This window comes from Solibacillus sp. FSL K6-1126, from assembly GCF_038003445.1.
Lineage (GTDB): Bacteria > Bacillota > Bacilli > Bacillales_A > Planococcaceae > Solibacillus > Solibacillus silvestris.
This window is the reverse complement of the sequence record NZ_JBBOPD010000001.1, coordinates 1,621,973-1,643,284: the sequence shown is the minus strand read 5'-3', so window position 1 is coordinate 1,643,284 and position 21,312 is coordinate 1,621,973. Positions and strand designations below refer to the sequence as shown.

Here is a 21,312-nt window from a genome sequence, read left to right as displayed (position 1 = left end):
TTCATGTAACCTAATTACTACCTTTAACAATGTTCTTTACACCGACATACGTTGCATAGAAATACCCGCCATAAATGATGACAAGAATTAATGAACTGATTAGGACGCTTTCGTAGTTGAAATGGAACATTCCGCTGACCGCCTTGATTCCGACAATGGAATGAATGACAGCCAGACCTAAAGGGAGTAAAAAATAGATGAGACATTGTTTTAATATAGCCCCATTTATCAATTTATCCGTGACACCGATTTTCTTTAACGACTTATATCGTTCCAAGCTGTCACTTGCGTCAGATAACTGCTGCAATGCCATTACGGCCGCGCTCGATATAATAAAGATGAGCCCTAAAAACAGGCCAAGGAATATAAATAATGCTGCTGAACCCTTTTCTTGCTCTTTAATCTGATTTTCTGTACTTCCAATGACTAATCCTGGATTAATGGATCTATATTTATTTTCATCAAGGTCATTAAACAGGGTTGTAAATCTCTGTTCTGATTTTTCATTGTAGCGATCTTCATATATGACATTAAAACTTGTATACTCTAATTGAAGGTTTCCTGTAAAATTATCAGGAATAATAAGATAAAAGAAATTACTGCCCCTGTTAATTTTTATATTTTCTTCAATAGGCACATCATTTTTTATTTTATATGCTTTATCCTCAATGATAATATTTTCTTCATTTTTCATATACTCAGGCAAAGCTTGAATGATCTTGCCATAGGTTGATACAACGAGTATTTCGTCTTCCTTTAAATCAACAGACTCTTGCCCCGTCAGATTGATAATTGCATTATAATCCGATATTTTTAGTGCAGATACCGGACCATACATGTAATTTTCCTGTATAGCAATCTTTTCCTCGTCGCTTAAATACTGTGATAACAGACCCTCAATCGTTAAATCAAGAAGATATTCATCAAAGAAGGCATGTTTTTCATATGCTTCAAATGTAAAGTCTATATTGTTTAAGTAAGCTTCAATATCATTTACCGCGGAATCCTCTTCCTCTTGATTAACAACAAGAAATGCCGAAGCATCAAAAGGAGTTGTATGTGCTGTATTTTTATCAATCGTTCCTTTTAAATCAAACGCGGTAAAGATGAGTGAAATAGTTAAAAAAAGCATTAGACTGATAATTGTCATCGAAAGAAAGTTCGTGTTGACCTTATTGTTTATTTGTCTTAAGACAAAAATATTTATATTTTTAAAATAGAACCCCTTATTCTTTTGCGCAATTTGTATAAAGAAGCTCGATAGGCTGAAAAAGAATAGGAGCGTTCCAAAGACCCCCATTAAGATCGTAATTATCAGATCCGTATCTTCAGCATTTAAGCCTGTCTCTAGGATTCTCATATATGCGAATATCAGAAATGCTACTGATAAAATAAAGGTTAGCACTGATACGAAAGGATTTTTCAGCTTTACTTCTTCATTACGTTTTGAAGCATTTAATAGATCGATCAGTTTGTATTTGGAAATCGTAAACTGGTTGAAAATCATGACAAGTAAATAAATGATGCCAAAGTAGACAATCGATTTCATCATGGCGGCAAGTGAAAAAACAAACTTATATTTATCAAGATCCATAGACAGGATGTTTGCCGTCAGCACTGACAGACCCTGCGATACAATAATCCCAAGTCCAATACCTACGATTAAAGAGACTACACCGATTAGGAGAGTTTCGACAATTAAAATTCTCGAGATTTTCCCTTTTGACATACCTAATGTCATGTATAAGCCAAGTTCTCTTTTCCGCTTTTTGATCAAAAAGTTATTGGCGTATACAATCAAACCTCCAAGAATAATTGATACAAACACTGATGTTCCAGACATAAGCAATTCCAATGATTCACGAAAAATCGTATTCTTGTTCATTTCCTGGATAGCATTTTGCGAGTCAAGAGAGTTGAAACTGTAAAATATACACACTCCCAGAGTTAATGTCAGAAAATAGATTGAATAATCCTTAAAGCTTCTTTTGACATTGTTGATTGCGATTTTAGAGAACATTGCTAACATCGCCTCCAAGTAAAGTCACCACTTCAATGATTTTATTAAAGAATTCCTTTCTCGTATCATTTCCGCGCACTAGCTCATTAAAGATCCGACCATCTTTTATAAACAATATCCTATTGGCATAACTTGCCGTAAACGAGTCATGGGTAACCATCAAAATTGTTGACTGGTATTCTTTATTCAGCTTTTCAAAGGAATCCAACAGTAATCGTGATGATTTTGAGTCAAGTGCACCCGTTGGTTCATCGGCTAAAATGAGGGAAGGCTCAGTTACAATCGCTCTTGCACAAGCGACTCTTTGCTTTTGGCCTCCCGATAATTGAAATGGAAATTTGCTAAGGATGCCCGTAATATCAAGCTTTTCCGCAACGGCTTTAATGAGTTGATCGATTTCCATTGCTTCTCTTTTTTGAATCGTCAAAGCCAAAGCAATGTTTTCATAAGCTGTCAGAGTATCCAGCAAATTAAAATCCTGAAAGATAAAACCTAACTCGTCCCGTCTGAATGCTTCAAGCCCTTTCTTCTTTAAAGTTGTAATATCCTGATTATTGATAATTATTTTGCCAGTTGTAACATGATCAATTGTCGAAATACAATTCAGGAGCGTTGTCTTTCCGCTCCCTGAAGGACCCATAATTCCTAAAAATTCACCTTCATTTACGTTAAAGCTGATATTATCTATTGCTTTTGTAATATTACCTTTGTTTCCGTAGTATTTTTCAATTTTTTCTACACTTAATATCGGTTGCATGCTTTTCCTCCAAGATACATCTATTTTTTCACATCAAATTCGGCTTTTGTTTCCATAATTTTTTTCCCTTTTACATATATCGTGACACCGTAATGCCCTTCTTCAAGACCTTCCGGAACGGATAGCTCGGCAGTGAAATATTTCGCATCGTTCACAAGTACTTCCTCTTCCACTAAAAATCGATTCTCTTGTTTTATTTCGCCTTTATACCAAACCACTTCGGCTTCATTGGTCCAGAATCGGTTTCTCTTTGCGGAAAAATAAACTGTTTCCCCTTGTGTAAATAAATTCGTTATATCAGAAGGTCTGCCCTTATCATCAATCGCTTTTGACGTGACACCTTCTACAATTTTTGGTTCTGTCGCATATTCATACACCAGGAAAATTCCAAGACCTAACAGAAAGATCCCTAATATTATTGGAATTGCTTTTTTCATTTTTTATTCCCCCTAATTGATTTCTAACTGTATCTTATCAATAGCTATCGGGAAGACATATTGCTTTATATTTTATTAAAGTGACATTTTTGCAAGATAAAAAAACGGACTTATAGCAATTGTAATGTACAATCGCTATAAATCCGCTATTCTAAAGTTGAATTACTGCATGAAGACTACACTGCCTAAAGGGAAAATAATACTCACCTTTGTTCCTTCGACAATTTTTGAAGTGATGGTAAGACCTAGACCAAGCTGATCTGCAAGTTTTTTACATAAATAAAGACCGATACCGGTAGACTTCCCGAATTTTCGTCCATTTTCCCCGGTAAACCCCTTTTCAAAAACCCGATGTATATCCTTTTCTGTTATCCCTATCCCGTTATCCTCAATCGTAAGGACAATATTATTTTCATTTTGGACCGTATGGATGATCACCTTTCCATCACGTTCACGGATATACTTAATTGCATTCCCGATCAGCTGATTTATGATAAACTCCAGCCATTTTGCATCACTGAAAACAGTCCCTTCAACTTTTTCAAGATCAATCGAAATCCCTTTACTAATAAAGTCCCTTGAATTTCTCTTTATAACACTTCTTACAAGACCTGCTAAAGACACCTCTTTTATGAGGTAATCCTTGCTCACATTGTTACTTCTTGAATAATAGAGAACCTGCTCAATATATTCTTCAATCTTTTTTACTTCTTCTTGAATATTTCGGGTAACGTTACTATGATTATTTTCAATAATCAGCCGTGTTGAGGCAATGGGAGTTTTAATTTCATGGATCCATGTTTCAATATATTCTCTATACTCATTTTCCCGATCCCGATAACTCTTTACATGCTCATGCATATCTTTGTTTGCCTGACGCAATACCTCATACAATGCCTTACCTTCCACAGTTTCAGGTTCTTTCATAACTTCCGGCAGCAAATATTTCTGATCTAAATTGTCCATAATGCTAGTTATTTCGTTATAAAATGTTTTCTGCTTAAAATATTCGATCATTACATATGTGATGAGAGGGAAAAACCAAATACAGAAAATAAGAAAAACAATTTGGACATTCACCCCGACAAGTATCATAATGCCGCCAATAATGATAAATAAGATGAAATTAATGAGCAGGAAAACGGTTCTGTCTTTAACATATTCTTTTAGTGTCATGGAAGTATATATCCTAACCCGCGTCTCGTTTCAATATTTTTCTCCATACCTAACGCTTCCAGTTTTTTTCTTAATCTCGTAACATTGACCGATAAGTTATTATCATCTACAAAGACATCTGCGTTCCACATAAAATCCATGAGATCGTCCCTTGATACGATTTTTCCTTTGTTTTTATAAAGGCAGGAAAGTATTTTGATTTCATTTTTAGTGAGCTCTGCCTTCTCCCCTTTATAAATAACAGAACCGTTGGATAAATTGAGCTTTAAATCATTATAAACAAGGGTATCCCGTATACTTGACCCCTGAACTCTTCTTAAAATGGTTTCAATTCTCGCCAAAAGAATCTGAGTGTTATAAGGCTTTGTGACAAAATCATCCGCGCCTAAATTCATACTCATCAATTCATCCATTTCATTATCCCTGCTCGTCACGACAATGATCGGCACATCCGATTGCTTCCTGATTTCTCTGCAAATATAGTATCCGTCAAAAATGGGTAGGTTAATGTCCAGCAAAATAAGGTCCGGTGCTTCGTTTAGCGTTTCCTGAATAATATTTTCAAAGTTTGACGGTGCAATTGCCTCAAATCCATATGTGTTTAAAAAGCTTTTCAATTCTTCTCTTATTGTTTCTGTATCTTCTATAATCACGATTTTTGACATACGTTCACTTCCTTTTAACATTTAGATTCCCAGATTAAAATTCATTTACACTTATACCATGCTTAATCATTTATCACAAACATATGTGCAGACAGAGCTATGTAATTTATTTCAACATAAAAATATTTTTATCCTTTTATGGACAACAAGAAAAAGAACGAATCCCCTTATAGGAAATCATTCTTTATAAAATATGAATTATAAACTCTGCAGCCCTATTTCTGCTCCAAGCTTTGTTTATCATCAGCATTTTTCCCCACTATTACGCAAAGCACAACGATCATAGCTAAAACAATTGTAATCCATGTGATCGATTCTCCTAAAAATAATAAAGAAAAACCAATCATTAAAAAAGGCTGCAAGTATTGAATCTGCCCTACCCTAGCTATACCTCCTAAAGACATACCACCATACCATGCTACATAAGCTAAAAACTGACTGACGATCCCTAAATAGAACAAACTGATCCATGCTTCAATAGGCGCATCCAGCATTCTGTCAGATAAGCCAAGGCCTACAGGAATAATAAAAAAGGGTGCACCAATTAAAATAGCCCAGGCAATTACTTGCCAGCTACCAACTTCCTTTGAAAGTTTGCCACCTTCTGCATAACTTAATCCAAGTAATATGACCGCTGCAATCAGCGCAAAGTCTCCTTTATGCAATTGCCCTAATCCTAAATAGATGGCATAAATAATGACCGTTACCGCCCCTGTTGCACTCGCAATCCAATAGCGTTTCGAAGGTCTTTCGCCTCCTCGCCACATCGCAAAGCCTGCTGTCGCAAGCGGAAGTAAGGCCAATTCAATTGCACCATGTGAAACCGGCAATGACTTCATCGCATAAGTTGTTAATATCGGAAAAGCCAGTACAGCTCCAACAGCGACAATAAGTAAGTTCTTAAATTGGCTTATACTCGGTAAAGGCTGCTTTTTCACAATAAATACTGTTCCTACTATAATTGCTGCAATAACTGTCCTACCCAATCCGACAATTGTCTCACCAAAATAAGGGACAGCAATACTTGTAGCCGGTAATGTAAAACTGAAACAAACGATTCCAATAAAGCCTAACAGCATCCCTTTTTTCATACTGATTTCCATTTCGTTCCCCCTTCACAGTTTTAAAAAAATATTCCATAATTAGTTAATACGATTAAGCTAATTAAACAGATTGTAAGGAATATCCGCTCTTTTTAAAATAAGAGAATTCCCCATCTGTCATGGGACAGATAGCAAAGGAGAACTGGATGACAACTAAATATATTGGCATTTTGGAATGGGTCAAACAACAAATACAGAATGAGAAGTTAAAAACAGGAGATAAATTACCATCAATTCGACTGCTCGCTGAACAATTTCAATGCAGCAAAAATACGGTCGCGAAAGCATTACTTGAGTTGGAAAAACAGCATATTATCTACGCTAAACCGAAAAGTGGCTATTATGTAGTGGATAATCATAAAACTTCCGTTCAGCAGGACATTGCTATTGATTTTTTATCGGCCGGTCCAGATCAAAGGATTATGCCCTATGAGGACTTTCAGCATTGTATTAACCAGGCGATCGATCATTATAAAGAACAATTATTTACTTATAGTGATCAACAGGGACTCTTTTCTTTACGTAAGGAGCTTGCGAAGTATTTACAACATTTACAAATATTTGCGAAACCCGATCGACTGGTCATTACGTCCGGATCACAGCAGGCCCTCCATATTCTTGCTGCCATGCCGTTTCCAAACGGGAAAAAGAATGTATTAATTGAGCAGCCCACTTACTTTGGTATGATTGATGCCTTACAAGTAAACGGAATTACAACATTTGGAATTGAAGTGACAATGGAAGGAATGGATTTTAAAAAACTGGAGAAGTTATTTCGCACCGATGATATTAAATTCTTTTACATCATCCCAAGATGCCACAACCCATTAGGACATCATTACACGAATGAGGAAAAGAAAAAAATTGTTGCTCTTGCAGAAAAATACGATGTATATATCGTAGAGGATGATTACTTGGCAGAACTTGATACAGACTTAAAAGCCGATCCTTTGTTTGCATATGAACCTAATGAAAGAGTCGTTTATGTTAAGAGCTTTTCCAAAGTATTTTTGCCTGGACTGCGAATTGCAACAGTGGTTCTCCCTGAAAAAATGATTTCTTCGTTTGTACACAGTAAATTCAGCGCGGATTTCTATACATCGCCACTTTCACAGGGGGCTTTGGAAATCTATTTAAAAAGCGGGATGTTTCAATACCATTTAGAAAAGGTAAAAAAATTATATTCAAATAAAATGAATTTATTATTAGAAGCTTGTTCATTGCATTTACCTACCTATGTACAATTTACAAAGCCTAAAACTGGTTTTTATCTCACCATCTTCTTGCCTTCCGGTATTGATGTCGATAAATTAATATACATGCTGCATAAAAACTATATTTATGTAGATAATGCGTCGAGGATGTTTTTAAGCGAATATAGTCAGAAAGCAATTCGACTAAGTATTTCACAAGTAAACGAAAACAAAATCCATCTCGGACTTCAGCAATTAGCCGCTCATATAATTGATCTGTATGAAAAACGGAATTATAACGTGCTTTCGTTTAAATCCTATCTTTAAATTCAGTAACACCTCTCAAAATAAAAATGCCCGGTTCAATATAGAACCGAGCACTTGTCAATTTAAAAACAATGAATTTATTTCACTTCTTCCACTTGGTCAGCACTTGCTTTCACGCGGTCAAAGCCTACTTTAATTGCATTTACATATTCTTTAATCACTTTTTGAGCAAGTTCTGACTGAGGATTCAGTGATTCAAAACCATGGTATGCACCAGGATATAAGTGGAATTCCACATCAACACCTGCCTGTGCCAATTTAGATACATACGTAATTGTTTCGTCACGGAAAGGATCCAGCTGACCTACACATGTATACGTATATGGAAGATTACGATAATCCTCAGCTCTTGCCGGTGCAGCATAAATCGGTACTTCATCATGCCCGTGCAATTCGGCTAAATAGCATTTCCAGCCAAAATCATTCGTTTTTTGGTTCCAGATCATACCTTCTGTAATTTCGTTCGCAGAAGGTGTATCGTTACTGTCATTAATCATCGGGTAAAGCGGCATTTGGAAACAAATTGACGGATACTCACGGTCACGCGCAAGCAATGTTAAACCCGCTGTCAAACCACCGCCGGCACTTGCCCCGGCTACGCCAATACGACTTTTGTCGATTTGCAGTTCTACTGCATTATCCGCAATCCATGCAAGAGCACTATAGCAATCTTCAAGTGGTGCTGGATAAGGATGTTCCGGAGCTAAACGGTAATCTACGGAAACAACGACACAGTTTGCTGTTTCTACAACTTGTACACAAAGATGATCATTGTCTTCGATGGAACCTAATATATAACCCCCGCCATGAATCCACAGTAAAACCGGTAATTCTTGATCGTGGTGGGCTGGTTTATAAATACGAACGCGGATTTCATTATCATCAATGCCAGTAATAGTTTTATTGATAATATTCACTGTTTCAGTGCTTGTTAAAGGTAATACCGCTTGTGCCATACCTTCACGCATAGCTTCCAATTGTTCTACCTTAAAATCAAAGTCCGTAAATGATTCTAAACCGGCTAAAAATTCTGGATTTACTCGTTTGATCATCTTCATTCCTCCATGTCACAAAAATTAAACTCACCCTACCAATCTATTCAGCCAACTGAATGATTAGAACTTCATATGGAGTAATTTAAACTAATACCGCAGAAAAACACGGATAATCTCTAGGATTATCCGTGTCTTCGATTACTTCATTATTTCTTCATATGCATCGATGATGAACTGGATTTCTCTTGTGACTTTCAAATCTTTCACACCATCCATTGCATATAAAATATCGCGTTTGGCGTTTTCTTTGTCCCCTAGTTTGAAGTAGCATAATGCCCTTACAGCAAACGCCCGGTACATCATCGACAAATCAATCGGGTGCTGATTGTATTCCAATATTTCGATGTCTTTCAAAGTTTGCAGTGCTTCTTCATACCGCTCAAGCATGTAGTAGGCAAAGCCATATTGCCCATTAAAGAAAATGTCCGTGCTGTATAAAAAGCCTTCTAATTCAAAATCATTTTCAAATCGGATCTCAACCGTTTTCTCGTAATCTTTTTCAATTTGATTTGTATATAGAAGCGTTACTAGCCGTTCCATGAGCGTTTCAGTCGGGTCTTCCATAATTTCTGCGAATGCCCGGATTTTCTTTAAATAATAAGTAGCCTTTTCCTCTTCTTCTTTTGAACAGTGAATGAAAAACAAAAAGCGGTAAAAATCATTTAACCGATATACGATTTTCTTCTCTTTTGCCAATTTTAAAGCTCTTTCCAAATAAACTTCCATTTGAACATCATCATTCAGCGCTGCATAGGAAACTGTAATGTTATAGTATAGATCGAGTTTTTCAAGGTCGTCTATCAAATCCCCGTATTTCTCGATATACTTTTCCCCTTCATGTAAATAGCGAAGACCTTCCGCATAATCATTTTCCAGAAACTTAATGTTCCCCATGCGGGAATAAATCTTCAATATTTTTGAATAGCCATGTACTTGTTCATACATTCTGACGAGCTTGACGAATGGCTTTTCCGATAAATCCATTTTCGCAAAGTAGCGCATTGTCAAATACACTTCGTAAATGCGTACTTCCTCAAAAGTTGCCCCCTTAAGGCTGCCATTTTCATGAAATGGATGAATCAGATGATACAGTTCGAGAACTTTTTCGTTTATTTTTTTATCATCATGCTCTTTATTTAGAGCTAAACGTTTTATTTCAACATCACGGTATAATTCTTTCATTTGCTGATGATTTTCGTTTTGCATGAGCTCGGACACATCAATGTCGAGCTGTTTCGCAATATGCTGAAGGCTCTCCATTGACGGCTGTGCCTTCCCGTTTTCAATCAGGCTGAGCATCCCTTTCGTTATTCGGTCTCCCGCTACTTGGGCAAGCGTCATTTTACGTTCTTTTCTTAGTTCTTTTATTTTTGCACCAATATTTAACACGTCGTCACCTCATTAAATACAGTTTACCAAAAATCATTTAAAAGGCGAATATTTTAACCTTATTAAACATTTGATTCAGGTTTTAATGTAACAAAGAGAAATTATTTTAATTAAATTAAACTTTTGTATTGTAATTTTAAAAACTCCGCCATATAATAAGTTTAATTAAATTAAACAAAGGGGTTTGTTTATGAATGAACAACAGAAATTGAAAAAAGCAACGTATCATTTATACACGTTTCTAGTAAGTAAAATGATTGGTGCACTTGGGTCACATGTTTACAGCTTTGGGATCAGTATGTATATTTTATCGATGACAGGCTCTTCGCTCAGTTTTGCGACAAATATTATTTTAAGCTACTTGCCGCGCACAATCATGTCACCGATTGCAGGTCTCTTAGGGGATCGTTTCCCCAGGAAATGGCTTGTGCTCGGTGGGCAAACCGGGGTCATCCTGACAGTAAGCGGCTTATTGCTCTACACGCATGAATTCGGATTATCTTTAATGGCGATTTATATCACAACGGTGTTCAATAGTATTTTCAGTACTTTTTCCGGTGTAGCGTTTTCCGCATCTATTGCCAATTTGGTCGATGAAGCTCGACTGCAAAAGGCGATGAGCTTTAATCAGTTGTCCTATTCTATTTCAGGAATTGGCGGACCGATCTTCGGCGGGATGTTATTTGGTTTTGTATCGATGGAAATGTTCCTTATTATCTTCATCTGCGCTGCTGTAGTGACATTAATGCTGGAATCAACAATGAATTTTGTACTATATAAGAAAGAAACAATAAATGATAATGCTGAAAAAGAATCGATGTTCGAAAGTTTCAAAGCCGGCTTCCGCTATGTCAATACAAAGCCGATTATTAAAGCGATTTTATGGACAGCACTTTGGTTAAACTTATTTTTCACAGCAATCAATGTTGGCGGGGATTATATTTTATTGACGATTTTGAATTTAGATCCAAAATACATCGGTTTTACAGAGGCTGGAGGTGCAGTCGGAATTTTAATTACATCCATTTATTTCGCATCAAGAGCAACCGTCAAATTTCCTTTACTGACAGTTAAACGGTCCGTGTTCGCCTCTTCTATTGTTGTCATTTTATCGGCACTGCCGCTCATTGTAACATTTTCGGTATTGATGAATTTCATTTATTATTTAATTATCATGTTTTTATTTGGAGCATTGGGGGTTATTACAAATACCCCGCTTGGCGTATTGATGCAAACTTCTATTGAAGAAGAATACCGGGGGCGGGTTTTTGGAATTATCGAAATGATGGCGATGAGTGCCATGCCTGTTGGAACACTTGCATTCGGGATTTTATACGAATTCATTCCGGCCCAATATATTTTAATCGTCAGCGGGCTGATTCTAATTGGTATTGTACTATTATTACTGCGCCCTTCTATATTGGAAATGGCTCATCCTGAACTGAAAAAGGCGAAATTAGAAACAGAACCTGTAACTGAATAATATAATCTAGAATTAGGGCTAATTTTCTAAATTTAGCTCTTTTTTTATTAAATTGGAACCTATATTAGTTTGATATACGATTAAAGATTCTGTACAATTTATATTGTATTAATTTCCATAATAGAGAGGCTGATATTTCATTGAATTTCCATAACTATTATTTTGTTTCAGGAGATAAGTATTCAGAATTTCAGCAGCTCCTGTCAAACTACCCATTTCTGGCCGTCCATTTGGAAGATTATAATCAATGTTATAATTTTTATTATCAATTTGTTTATAATCTGTATACATATTTAACTACAGATGATTATGAATTAATAATGGATGACAACATACGTTTTTACTATCCTTTTCAATCGTATATTCATGAGTTAACGATAAAGCAAAGCGAACTTCAGAAATTCAAAAAAAGAAAAAGTAATAATCATTTAATATGCTTACTCTTTTCCGTTCTCCTAAAAAATAAATTAAAGCAGATGATACAAAATCTTGTAGATGAAACAGGTTTTGAATCTGAATTACCGCTGGAACTAATTAACTTTTATGAAAACAATCCAAGTACCTCCTCACCAAGTCTGACTATCAATCAAATCCATATCCAATTTCTAAGCAGTTTAAAGGCGAAAATTATTGTGGACACCTATTTCAGTCAACTGATTACAGATTCTATTGACGGTACAAATCGATATTATTTTATCTATCTAAAGGAGTTTTGATATGCATACCTGTTCCCAATCATCTTTACAAAATAGTTTGAACAACGAATTGCGATTGATCGAAAGCTCTTTAACGCTGAGTATAAAGCATTTTCAGACTTATTATTCAAACAAACAGTTTGACGAAGCATTTGCTCAGCTTCAGTTTATTTTGGCGACCATAGAAAGATCGGGCAACCCGGAACATGTGACAGAAGCGCTTGTTTGCTGTGTTAAATTTGCTTCCATAGTCGCTATTATTCCACAAAGCGACATGCTGATTAACTCAATCATTCACTCAATTGATTCAGATTCTTCCCCTCAAAATCTGTCAATGTGCTACTATTTACTAAGCATCCTGGCACTTGAAAAAAATAATAATCCCGAAGCGGTTCAATATGCTAAAAGTGCGTACTTTTATGCTTTGGAAATGAAAGAGGAACGATTATTTTATGAATGTAATGCACAGTTACAGCTCGTTACCACCCTATTGGAAACGGGAAGCTTTGAGGAAGCAAGGAAATATATTGGCCAGTTTAACTGGTATATTGAACATTGTAAAAATGATGCGGAAGTTGTTTTTGTCCATTCCATTCAGGCAAGTACAAATTTCTTAAAGCAAAATTATGAAATGGCTGTTTTTTCGATGTCTTCATTGTTAAAAAAATTTAATGAATCGAACGAAATTATGTATACTTCTTTTTTAGCCCGGCATTTTTACCGGATAATAAAAAAACATCCGGATTCCAGTGATCTATATAGCGATCTGCTGACATTTTGCAAGGAAATAATTGAACGTCATAATTCATTTATGCCATCTGAAATCAATAAGTCTCAGAGTGTTCTCATATATAATTCAAAGCAGTTTTATCAAATTGCCAATACATTTTTCAGTGAGCACTCTAATGAAAACAATTTGATTTCAATGTATAAATTTAAGCTGAAAAATCATATGAATTTTAGGAAACTGTTTGAGACAATAAATATTGAAACAGCCAACAGTCAATTAATCATCTATCCTTACTGTGAGCAAAAGTTTTTACTCATTACTACCGGAAAATATATAGAAATACTGTCAAACAGCCTGCACTTTAAAAATAGTGTTGTTTATATAGGCTCTGCAGAAAATACTGAACATAAAAGTTTTTATGAACTTTATAATGAACTAAATCTGACAATTGTTAGCGATTCATAATGAACGAAGCAACAGTCAAAAACGCTGACTAGTTTATTGCTAGACAGCGTTTTTGACGTATTTGTATACCGTTTATTTCTTTAGCGTGATTCTTTCGGTGGCTGGCACACTTCACATTTTTGCTGTTTGTTTTCTTTGAATTTTTTCCAAGGTTTTTGGAATGTGTTCCCACAAGCACATTGGAAATCTAATTTTTGCGAAAACCCTTTAAATTCTGTTGATATTAATTTTGTATCTGTATTCTTTTCTACATATTCGCGAATCGAATGGATTGTCCATTTCTTTGACATTAACTACACCTCCACAAGCTATTTATTATAGCATGAAAATTTATCATTTCCTTAATTAAATAACCAATCGACCAAAAAACCAAAACCTTTAAAAGCAAAATAAAGTAAAAGGAAACCAATAACGATAAATCCTAAGCAGCCGAATAAACCAGAAAACATTAAAAGTTTTATATTTGGTCCTTTCCTACCGCCCCATTCCTCTTTTTTATCACTCGTGACGGAGTTAATTGTTTGGCAATGCGGACATTCCTTAATATAAGTCCATTTCTGTTGTTTTTTTCCATTAAATATTTGGATTTCCGAAGAAAAATGATCTGTAGAAAAATCGATCGTCATCCTTTCGTGACAGTTTCTGCATTCAATTTCTACTTTTTTGCCATCCATGACTACCAACTCCTTTTATTTCGTCCTTAACGCAATGATCCTGTAATGAAAATTTTTCAGGCGTATATACATATGGTAAAGGCATCTGCCTATGAATAGGAGGAATATATTTGAATAATGGTTCGGATTCTACACCCTCTTTAGAAGTAATCGCAGCCAGGCTTGCCTATGCAGGTGCTGCTGTTACAACGATTGGCGATGTATTGTCTATGATTTCTGCAGGAATTTCATTAAAGCTGCTTGAGGAGCAAAACGGACAGCAGGCTTCGGCTTCCTATGGCAGCGAATCTGATTTTAAGCAAATGCAAGATGAAATCGATAAATTAATTCGGGAACTTCGGCAAATAAGAAAAATGATGGGCAAACCCTAATCCCGATTAAACAAATATTTTCTTGAATCTGCTTCGATCCGCCGTTCACAATCATCACAACTGATGCTTGCTTGTCGGTTTACTTTATATTGATTATATTTTTTTGTACCTTCCATCAACTTGAATGGCTTCCGGCAATACCGGCAAGTTGTCTCATAAAAAAACATTTCAGATCCATTCCTTCCGCAAAATCTTTTTATATTATAACTTAAAATAAAAAAAACCTATTGCGAAAAGTAAGTTTCATCGCAATAGGCTTTGTTTTATGATTTTAAAAGTTTAACCGTGACTGTTTTTCGACCCCAATTTTTAGCTGTCGATTTTTTACTCATAAAAATATCAATTTTCTTTCCTTTAATGGCACTGCCAACATCACCCGCAACGGCAATTCCATAGCCTTCCACCCATACTTTAGAGCCAAGTGGAATGATTTTCGGATCTACGGCAATAACCTTCAAACTAGGATTTTTACGTAAATTCAACCCGGTTTTCGTAATACCAGAACAGCCTTTGCAGTTAGCTGTGTAAGCCGTTGATGACATCTTAATTGTCTTTTTTACATTAGAAGGATGTGTGGCTGATTTTTTTATTGTCGCTTTCTTTGCTGTCGGCTTATTTTTAATATGGCTTGGTAACTTAAGGACTTGTTTAATTTGTACTTTTGTAGTCTTTAAATCATTCAATGCCATAAGTTCTTTTACTGATGTATCGTATTTCTTCGCAAGCATTGTTAAATTCTCGCCTTTTTTAATTGTATGTGAAGCTGCCTCTGACGTTCCTGCAAAAATGAATGTGCTTGCGACCATAACCGCAATAAATGCTACTATTTTCTTGATCATACTTGAATATTTCCCTCCAGAGAAAGTGTCGTGAAAAATCTTTTTGATTCAACATGACCTAGCATAACCTTCCAATGTTTCAGTGAGATGACATGTTCATGCCGTCAATATTACAATTCGATAACAAATAGTCGAAATATGTCGAGAATATATTACAAATATCTGAATAACTTTATTATTCGCATAAAATAGAACCATATATTAACATTTTTTACATGACTTTTTACCTTCTTTTAAGCGGTGAGTAAAAAACTATCCTATAGTAACAATTTATGCTAATATATTTTTTGTTTTGATTTAAACAATAGAAAGAGTGAACTGATTGGAAAATAGCACGAAAGAATTGAGTTTATTTAAGTTAACTTGGCCATTATTTTTAGAGTTGTTCCTATTTATGCTGATGGGGTTAGCCGATACATTTATGTTAAGTGCTGTATCGGATGATGCAGTAGCAGGCGTTGGAACAGCCAATCAATATATACAAATTGCAATTTTATTATTAGGGGTAATCGGTACGGGTGCATCCATTGTCGTTTCTCAATATTTAGGTTCCCGCCTAATTGCTGAAGCATCCCAAATCGCAGCTTTATCGGTAACACTCAATTTACTCGTCGGTTTAGTCATTAGTGGGTTATTTATATTATTTTCCGATGTTCTAATGAAGATGATGAACCTGCAAGGTGCTGTATTGGAAGCAGCGCAGAGCTATTTGGTCATTGTCGGAGGCTTTATATTCGTTCAAGCTTTAATTACTTCCATGTCTTCAATTATTCGTGTGCAAGGCTGGACGAAGCAAACGATGTACGTGTCGCTTGCAATGAATATTGTACACGTTGTTTTAAACTATATTTTAATCTTTGGTAAATTTGGAATGCCGGAACTTGGCGTGGAAGGTGCAGCAATATCTTCTGTTATTAGTCGTGTCTTGGCATCAGTTGTATTTTTTTGGCTTTTATACCAGGCGTTGGAGGTTCGTATTGAATGGGCAGATTACTATAGGTTGTCCAAAAACTATATTTCAAAAATATTGAAAATCGGAATTCCGTCTGCCCTTGAGCAGGTGCTCTACCAGACCAATCAAATTGTCCTTCTCTATTATGTAACATTTATTGGAGCCGAGGCATTATCTGCCCGTCAGTATGCCGTGAATATCTCGATGTTTACTTATCTTTTTGCAATGGCAATCGGGATGGCGACAGCTATTTTAGTCGGCCGGTATGTCGGAGCAGGCGAGAAAGAACTTGCCTATAGTAAAGTATGGTTTGGTGTAAAATCGGCTTTAATTTTTACATTGTCCATGGTCGCAATTATCATCCTCTTTAGAGAACCGTTCATGCGCATCTTTACTGACAATGAAGAAATTATTCAAATCGGGGCGAGCGTACTATTATTAAGTATTTTACTGGAGACAGGACGTACGATTAACATTACGATCATTAACTCTTTGCGTGCTTCAGGGGATGCCGCTTATCCTGTCCGTATTGGTTTTATTTCCATGATCGTTATCGGTTTATCCCTAGGTTATTTATTCGTCTTCGTTCTTGACTTAGGCCTTGTCGGTGTATGGCTTGCTATTGCATGTGATGAATGGATCCGCGCAGTACTCGTTATTTTCCGCTGGCGCAGTCGGAAATGGGAACGCTATGCCATTGTTAGTTCTGATAAATAGATATATTGAAACATCCATATTCCCTTGTGAGGAGATGGATGTTTTTTTATTTGTAATCCATTTAAATTATCGGCTTCTCACTATTGTATGGCGTAATCAAAACGCCTTCTTCAATTATATTGAGAAGGCGTTTCACATTATTATTTAGATGATTCTTCAGCCGAAGCTTCTTCAGTTGATGCTTCTTCTGCTACAGCTTCTTCAAGTTCTGCATTTTCTTCTGCTAGCAATGCTTCTTCAGCTGCACGACGTTTCGCTTCTTCTGCAGCTTTTTTCGCCGCTTCTTCAAGTGGTTTGTTGACAACACCTAAGCACCAAATAAATTCTTCCCAAGCCATGTTCCAACCTTTGAAAACTTCTTCCGAGTCATCCCATTTTACTGAATAAGCGATCCCATCTTCAGTTTTTACAATCGATAGTGATAAATCTGCTCCAGCACGGTCACTTAATAATTTGATTTTTCCCTCTTCATCAAAACGTTCCTCGATATTATCCTTTTCTGTGAATGAACGGCTTTGTGCAATTTCAAACAGAACATTACTATGAATTCGGTATTTATTTTTTTGCATTTTTTTCCCAACTTCCATTATTGATTCGTTACTTGTACTATCTTACAACGTTTCAAAAAAATTATCGCGATTTTTTTCAGTTTAGCACTTTAAATTATTTTATCACAAGTCGGTACAGTTAAACCACTAACTATTGCACAAAAGAGAACGTATATTCCTTATTTTATGAAAAAAAATAAAAAAAACCCGTGGAGTCTTAAGAAACTTCACGAGTTTAAAACCATTATAAAGGTTAGTAGTAATACGAACCGCTATTGCGTTTTTCTGCTATTTCATATGCAAGTTCAATAATAGATTTTGCAAGCTGTGCATATGTTACTTCTTTTTTCGGTAAGAACATCGATTGTTCCGCACCTTGAAGTCCTAATACATGCGAAATTGCCACATATCCGATTTTTTCCGGATCAACATCAGCCGCATCTTTTATCGTTAACTGATAGATGTCCGCATGCTTTGCCGCTTGTTCAAGACCTAGTGTTCGGATATACCAAACGGCTAATTGCTCATTTGTTACTTTTTGGTCGATGTTTAATTCATCTTCCAGCGGATTTAAAATGCCTAGACGTGTTGCAGTTTCCACTACATTATAATACGGATGATCCGGATTGATTTCATCGAATGAAACTGGTGGCTGCTCCGGACGATATGCATAATAATCCTCATAGAAATAAGTGATGGACTTAATGATAGTTTGAAGCGCCTGCCCTTGTGAAATGGCCGTATCCGCATTGAAAGTTTTCGGATCCTTCACTTCAATTGCACCAGCCTGAATTAAATAATTCAGTTCCTTTTCGGCAGTCGGGTGAGTTACTTTCGCTTTTTCAGTTTGTACATACGGACTGACAATCTCGCCACTGTTGGCATCGATTTGGTAGTACTCTTGTCCCTTTACTGTCGGGACATATACAAGCTCGTATTTACCGTCTTCATTTTGCAGTCGGTGGTAAACAAGTTTAACATCCAGTGCATCTGCAAATAGTTTCTTTGCCTCTTCGCCTGAAACTGTTGCTGATGCATCTGGCCATTCCTCAATATCCAATGGATAGCGATAGAATGATTTCAATTTCCCTTCGTCATCAATTGTTACCGATAGACTGTCACCATTTACAATCAGTCCATTTTTAATTCGTGGGAAATTCACATAATGCACTTTTGATTCCTTATCATAAACCGGATCTGTATGTGCCTTCGCATATTCATGTACGGATGTTGGAGCAAGCTCCTTCACATATTTTTCCGCTGCTGCGAGGACCTTATCTTTATCCAGTCTTGGAACTGTATTTTCCGTTTCATCATCTTCTAGCGGGAGTGGACTATAGAAGTCAGAGTAAGAGATAAGTTCCCCAGTGTTTTTATTGAATTCGATTGATGAACCGAACGAGCCGTTTCGGTAGCGGTAAGAATAGGAAACACTGATTACGGCTTGATCATTCATTTCATGTTCATAGGCATGATCAATTGTGAATTTTGTTGTATTTCCCTGGCTTGCTACTAACTGTTTTGCAATTTCTTTCGCGTCTTCAATTGTAATTGGTGATGGTTCTTTTAATTGGTTTGGCGCAAGCGGTTGTAATGCTACTTTGCCATTTAACGAATCCACTTTGCCTGTTGTAGTTGCCCATTTATTAGAAGTCGCATGTAAACCAATTACATTTGGGGCTGGCAAGTAAACAAGTTTAACAGCAGGCTTGGAAGATGTTAAGGAATAATCAACCGTGTATTGCAAAGTTAAATTTAGTTGATCTTTCATTTTTTCTAACGCTGCTTCTTTTGTAACAACATTTGTCGTCTCTTCAAACGACATGCGTTTTTGATCAGGACTCATTTGTGTGAAATACTGGATTTTACCATCGCCAAGTACACTTACTATCATTGACTGATCCTGGATTGGAATATTTTTTTCGGTTGAAGTGAAGCTGTAATTGTACGTGATCGGCTCAGTAATTAGACGGCTGAAATAACTAGGTGTTTCAGTTGATATCACGTAATTGGATGAAGAGGCCACCTTTTTAACGAAATCTTCTGCAATTTTACGTCCTTGTTCTTCAGTTATTTTACCTGGGAATAAAGCATCCTTCACACTTGCAGGACTGAAATATAAATGCTCAATTTCTAGGTTGTCCGATCTGAATGAAACACTGCCGCTTTCCATCTGTTTATTGACCTTTTTTTGGAACATTAATTCATAACGTGTAGTTAAATCATCAGCATAATGATAACTCATAGAAGTCATTTGGAAATCACTATCAGAGTATGTAGCAAACATCTCCGGTAATTTCGTTTTTAAAATTTTAATCAACTGTTCTTTTGTTACACTTTCATCTGTCATCGCAACATAGATGGGTACCCTTTCTTCTTTCGGATTGACAGAAGCCTCTGCAAGAGCAGGACTGGCAAGCAATCCTAAAGAAACAATCGACATGCCTAAAGCGGTTGTCCATTTTTTCATATTCAATTCCTCCTTTGTTTCTATCTATTATACGCCTAATTATTGGCAATAGTTTCAATATATTGTACATTTTATAAAATTATTACTTTTTTCCAGTAAAATACTATACATTGTGTTCAATAGTAAGTCATGTTAGAATCTTTCAGAGGTGAAGTTCGTGAATATTGTAACAGCAGGAATGCTTGTATCATTTTCCGGCATTATTGTCGTTTGTTTAGGTTTGTTTGGCATCCTACCTAACACTAACCAAACATTGAATTATGTATTTATCGGCATCGGATGGGTGTTTATCCTAATTGGCATCGTCATCCGCATTATCGGTATGAAACTTGAACGGAAAAATAAATAAAAAGAGGCTGGGACAGAAGTAGAAATTTCATAAACTAAGGAGAAAAACCTTATTAAGAAACGGATATTTTATAAAATTGATTGGAATGGAGGGCGACTCCTGCGGGAATAGCGTGACGCCTGAGACTACAGGCTCAGGCCACGCCCGCGGAAAGCGTCCCGGAATGGAAATCAATTTTTACGCTCAGCAAAAAATGCCATTTTTCTCTAAGAGAAAAATGGCATTTTTGGGTTATGTCCCACCCTCTTTTTCCTTTACCTATATCATTTTAAAATCAGTTCCTCTTCAAGCAAATAATATTTTGCTCCGTATATATCCACTTCATAGGTAACGACTCCGGCTGGACTTATATGAATGTTTGTTATTTCCCCTGCTTTATTGATGATATGGGCTTCATAAAATTTGCGATAATGATACGTTTCACTATCCAATTGTTCATCGATTAAGATTATTTTTACAGTGTCCATCAATTGAAACTTCGGCTGATGCTGTTCAAACTCCAGTTCAAATAAATTTAGCTGCCGCAAAAAAATTCACCTGCCAATATGTATTCAACATTACATTCGACAAGTGAATTTAATTCCCTTTATTCAGGCGAAACATGAATCTAATTAATGCAGTCAACTACGTTAATCCTGCATTTTTGGTAATGGCAAAATCGTTTCATTATTTTTCTGCTCTGGCTTTAAATAAATGACAAGCTCTTGCTGATATGTACCATTTTCCAGTAAATAATGATCAAGTGTATGGCTGTCATACTGATAGTTGCCAAATGGAAATGAAACACTTTCGCCTTTTACAGCAGCTAGCAGTCCCGCAACATCCTTACTGACCATCTGCAAAACTTCTTCAGCCGTTTCTGTTAATACAAATACTACATTCATCTTTTTTACTCTC

The 21,312-nt window shown here is 36.1% G+C and carries 21 protein-coding genes; 6 read left to right on the top strand and 15 right to left on the bottom strand.

The features are described from left to right. Positions 1–10: 10 nt before the first annotated feature. The 6 genes from MHH44_RS07935 to MHH44_RS07910 all read right to left on the bottom strand — a co-directional run bounded on the left by MHH44_RS07935 (position 11) and on the right by MHH44_RS07910 (position 6,158). Complete coding sequence (locus MHH44_RS07935; protein WP_340798223.1) at positions 11–2,020, bottom strand: ABC transporter permease; 2,010 nt, start codon at positions 2,018–2,020, stop codon at positions 11–13. Beyond that, positions 2,010–2,777, bottom strand: coding sequence for an ABC transporter ATP-binding protein (locus MHH44_RS07930; RefSeq protein ID WP_065217137.1), 768 nt, complete (start codon positions 2,775–2,777; stop codon positions 2,010–2,012). The genes MHH44_RS07935 and MHH44_RS07930 overlap by 11 nt, the downstream gene beginning before the upstream one ends. Positions 2,778–2,797: 20 nt before the next feature. After that, positions 2,798–3,214, bottom strand: coding sequence for a hypothetical protein (locus tag MHH44_RS07925; RefSeq protein ID WP_340798222.1), 417 nt, complete (start codon positions 3,212–3,214; stop codon positions 2,798–2,800). A 162-nt stretch (positions 3,215–3,376) separates the two neighbouring features. Beyond that, positions 3,377–4,390, bottom strand: coding sequence for a sensor histidine kinase (locus MHH44_RS07920; RefSeq protein ID WP_340798221.1), 1,014 nt, complete (start codon positions 4,388–4,390; stop codon positions 3,377–3,379). Then, positions 4,387–5,055: a response regulator transcription factor gene (locus MHH44_RS07915; RefSeq protein WP_340798220.1), complete on the bottom strand. Its 669-nt coding sequence runs from the start codon at positions 5,053–5,055 to the stop codon at positions 4,387–4,389. Before MHH44_RS07915 ends, MHH44_RS07920 begins: the two co-directional genes overlap by 4 nt. Before the next feature lie 215 nt (positions 5,056–5,270). Further along, positions 5,271–6,158: a DMT family transporter gene (locus MHH44_RS07910; RefSeq protein ID WP_340798219.1), complete on the bottom strand. Its 888-nt coding sequence runs from the start codon at positions 6,156–6,158 to the stop codon at positions 5,271–5,273. 146 nt (positions 6,159–6,304) lie between these two features. Between MHH44_RS07910 and MHH44_RS07905 the strand changes: the two genes are divergently transcribed. Continuing rightward, positions 6,305–7,678, top strand: coding sequence for an aminotransferase-like domain-containing protein (locus MHH44_RS07905; protein ID WP_340798218.1), 1,374 nt, complete (start codon positions 6,305–6,307; stop codon positions 7,676–7,678). Between the two features lie 77 nt (positions 7,679–7,755). On the opposite strand, the gene MHH44_RS07900 is transcribed toward MHH44_RS07905, so the two are convergent. Beyond that, positions 7,756–8,730: an alpha/beta hydrolase gene (locus tag MHH44_RS07900; RefSeq protein ID WP_008408444.1), complete on the bottom strand. Its 975-nt coding sequence runs from the start codon at positions 8,728–8,730 to the stop codon at positions 7,756–7,758. A 141-nt stretch (positions 8,731–8,871) separates the two neighbouring features. Further along, entirely contained in the window at positions 8,872–10,122 is a 1,251-nt protein-coding gene (locus MHH44_RS07895) for a helix-turn-helix transcriptional regulator (RefSeq protein ID WP_339264229.1), read from the bottom strand. A gap of 190 nt (positions 10,123–10,312) precedes the next feature. On the opposite strand from MHH44_RS07895, the gene MHH44_RS07890 reads away from it, so the two are divergent. Beyond that, complete coding sequence (locus tag MHH44_RS07890) at positions 10,313–11,605, top strand: MFS transporter (RefSeq protein WP_340798217.1); 1,293 nt, start codon at positions 10,313–10,315, stop codon at positions 11,603–11,605. 717 nt (positions 11,606–12,322) lie between these two features. Next, entirely contained in the window at positions 12,323–13,495 is a 1,173-nt protein-coding gene (locus MHH44_RS07885) for a hypothetical protein (RefSeq protein WP_340798216.1), read from the top strand. 80 nt (positions 13,496–13,575) lie between these two features. Here the strand turns inward: MHH44_RS07885 and MHH44_RS07880 are convergent, their stop codons facing one another. Both MHH44_RS07880 and MHH44_RS07875 read right to left on the bottom strand, forming a co-directional pair. Continuing rightward, a complete protein-coding gene (locus MHH44_RS07880) occupies positions 13,576–13,785 on the bottom strand; it encodes a hypothetical protein (RefSeq protein ID WP_008408453.1) in 210 nt (69 codons plus the stop codon). 51 nt (positions 13,786–13,836) lie between these two features. After that, positions 13,837–14,169: a redox protein gene (locus tag MHH44_RS07875; RefSeq protein WP_340798215.1), complete on the bottom strand. Its 333-nt coding sequence runs from the start codon at positions 14,167–14,169 to the stop codon at positions 13,837–13,839. Positions 14,170–14,279: 110 nt separating this feature from the next. Here MHH44_RS07875 and MHH44_RS07870 point away from each other — a divergent pair, with 110 nt between their 5' ends. After that, a complete protein-coding gene (locus MHH44_RS07870) occupies positions 14,280–14,540 on the top strand; it encodes a hypothetical protein (RefSeq protein ID WP_008408455.1) in 261 nt (86 codons plus the stop codon). Positions 14,541–14,803: 263 nt separating this feature from the next. Here MHH44_RS07870 and MHH44_RS07865 read toward each other — a convergent pair whose 3' ends face one another. Beyond that, a complete protein-coding gene (locus MHH44_RS07865) occupies positions 14,804–15,379 on the bottom strand; it encodes a 3D domain-containing protein (protein WP_008408456.1) in 576 nt (191 codons plus the stop codon). A gap of 322 nt (positions 15,380–15,701) precedes the next feature. Here MHH44_RS07865 and MHH44_RS07860 point away from each other — a divergent pair, with 322 nt between their 5' ends. After that, a complete protein-coding gene (locus MHH44_RS07860) occupies positions 15,702–17,048 on the top strand; it encodes an MATE family efflux transporter (protein WP_008408457.1) in 1,347 nt (448 codons plus the stop codon). A 140-nt stretch (positions 17,049–17,188) separates the two neighbouring features. Here the strand turns inward: MHH44_RS07860 and MHH44_RS07855 are convergent, their stop codons facing one another. Together MHH44_RS07855 and MHH44_RS07850 are read right to left on the bottom strand one after the other, a co-directional pair. Further along, positions 17,189–17,617: a hypothetical protein gene (locus MHH44_RS07855; RefSeq protein ID WP_008408458.1), complete on the bottom strand. Its 429-nt coding sequence runs from the start codon at positions 17,615–17,617 to the stop codon at positions 17,189–17,191. Positions 17,618–17,849: 232 nt separating this feature from the next. Beyond that, positions 17,850–20,066 carry a YcdB/YcdC domain-containing protein gene (locus MHH44_RS07850; RefSeq protein WP_340798214.1) on the bottom strand — a complete coding sequence of 739 codons (2,217 nt, stop codon included), beginning with the start codon at positions 20,064–20,066 and terminating at the stop codon, positions 17,850–17,852. Between the two features lie 157 nt (positions 20,067–20,223). On the opposite strand from MHH44_RS07850, the gene MHH44_RS07845 reads away from it, so the two are divergent. Next, the gene (locus MHH44_RS07845; RefSeq protein WP_008408460.1) at positions 20,224–20,415 is read left to right on the top strand and encodes a hypothetical protein; all 192 of its coding nucleotides are present in this window, start codon (positions 20,224–20,226) and stop codon (positions 20,413–20,415) included. A 263-nt stretch (positions 20,416–20,678) separates the two neighbouring features. Here MHH44_RS07845 and MHH44_RS07840 read toward each other — a convergent pair whose 3' ends face one another. Beyond that, positions 20,679–20,942 (bottom strand): hypothetical protein, encoded by a 264-nt coding sequence (locus tag MHH44_RS07840; RefSeq protein ID WP_340798213.1) that lies wholly within the window; start codon positions 20,940–20,942, stop codon positions 20,679–20,681. A 102-nt stretch (positions 20,943–21,044) separates the two neighbouring features. Next, a complete protein-coding gene (locus tag MHH44_RS07835; RefSeq protein WP_340798212.1) occupies positions 21,045–21,299 on the bottom strand; it encodes a thymidylate synthase in 255 nt (84 codons plus the stop codon). Positions 21,300–21,312: the final 13 nt, after the last annotated feature.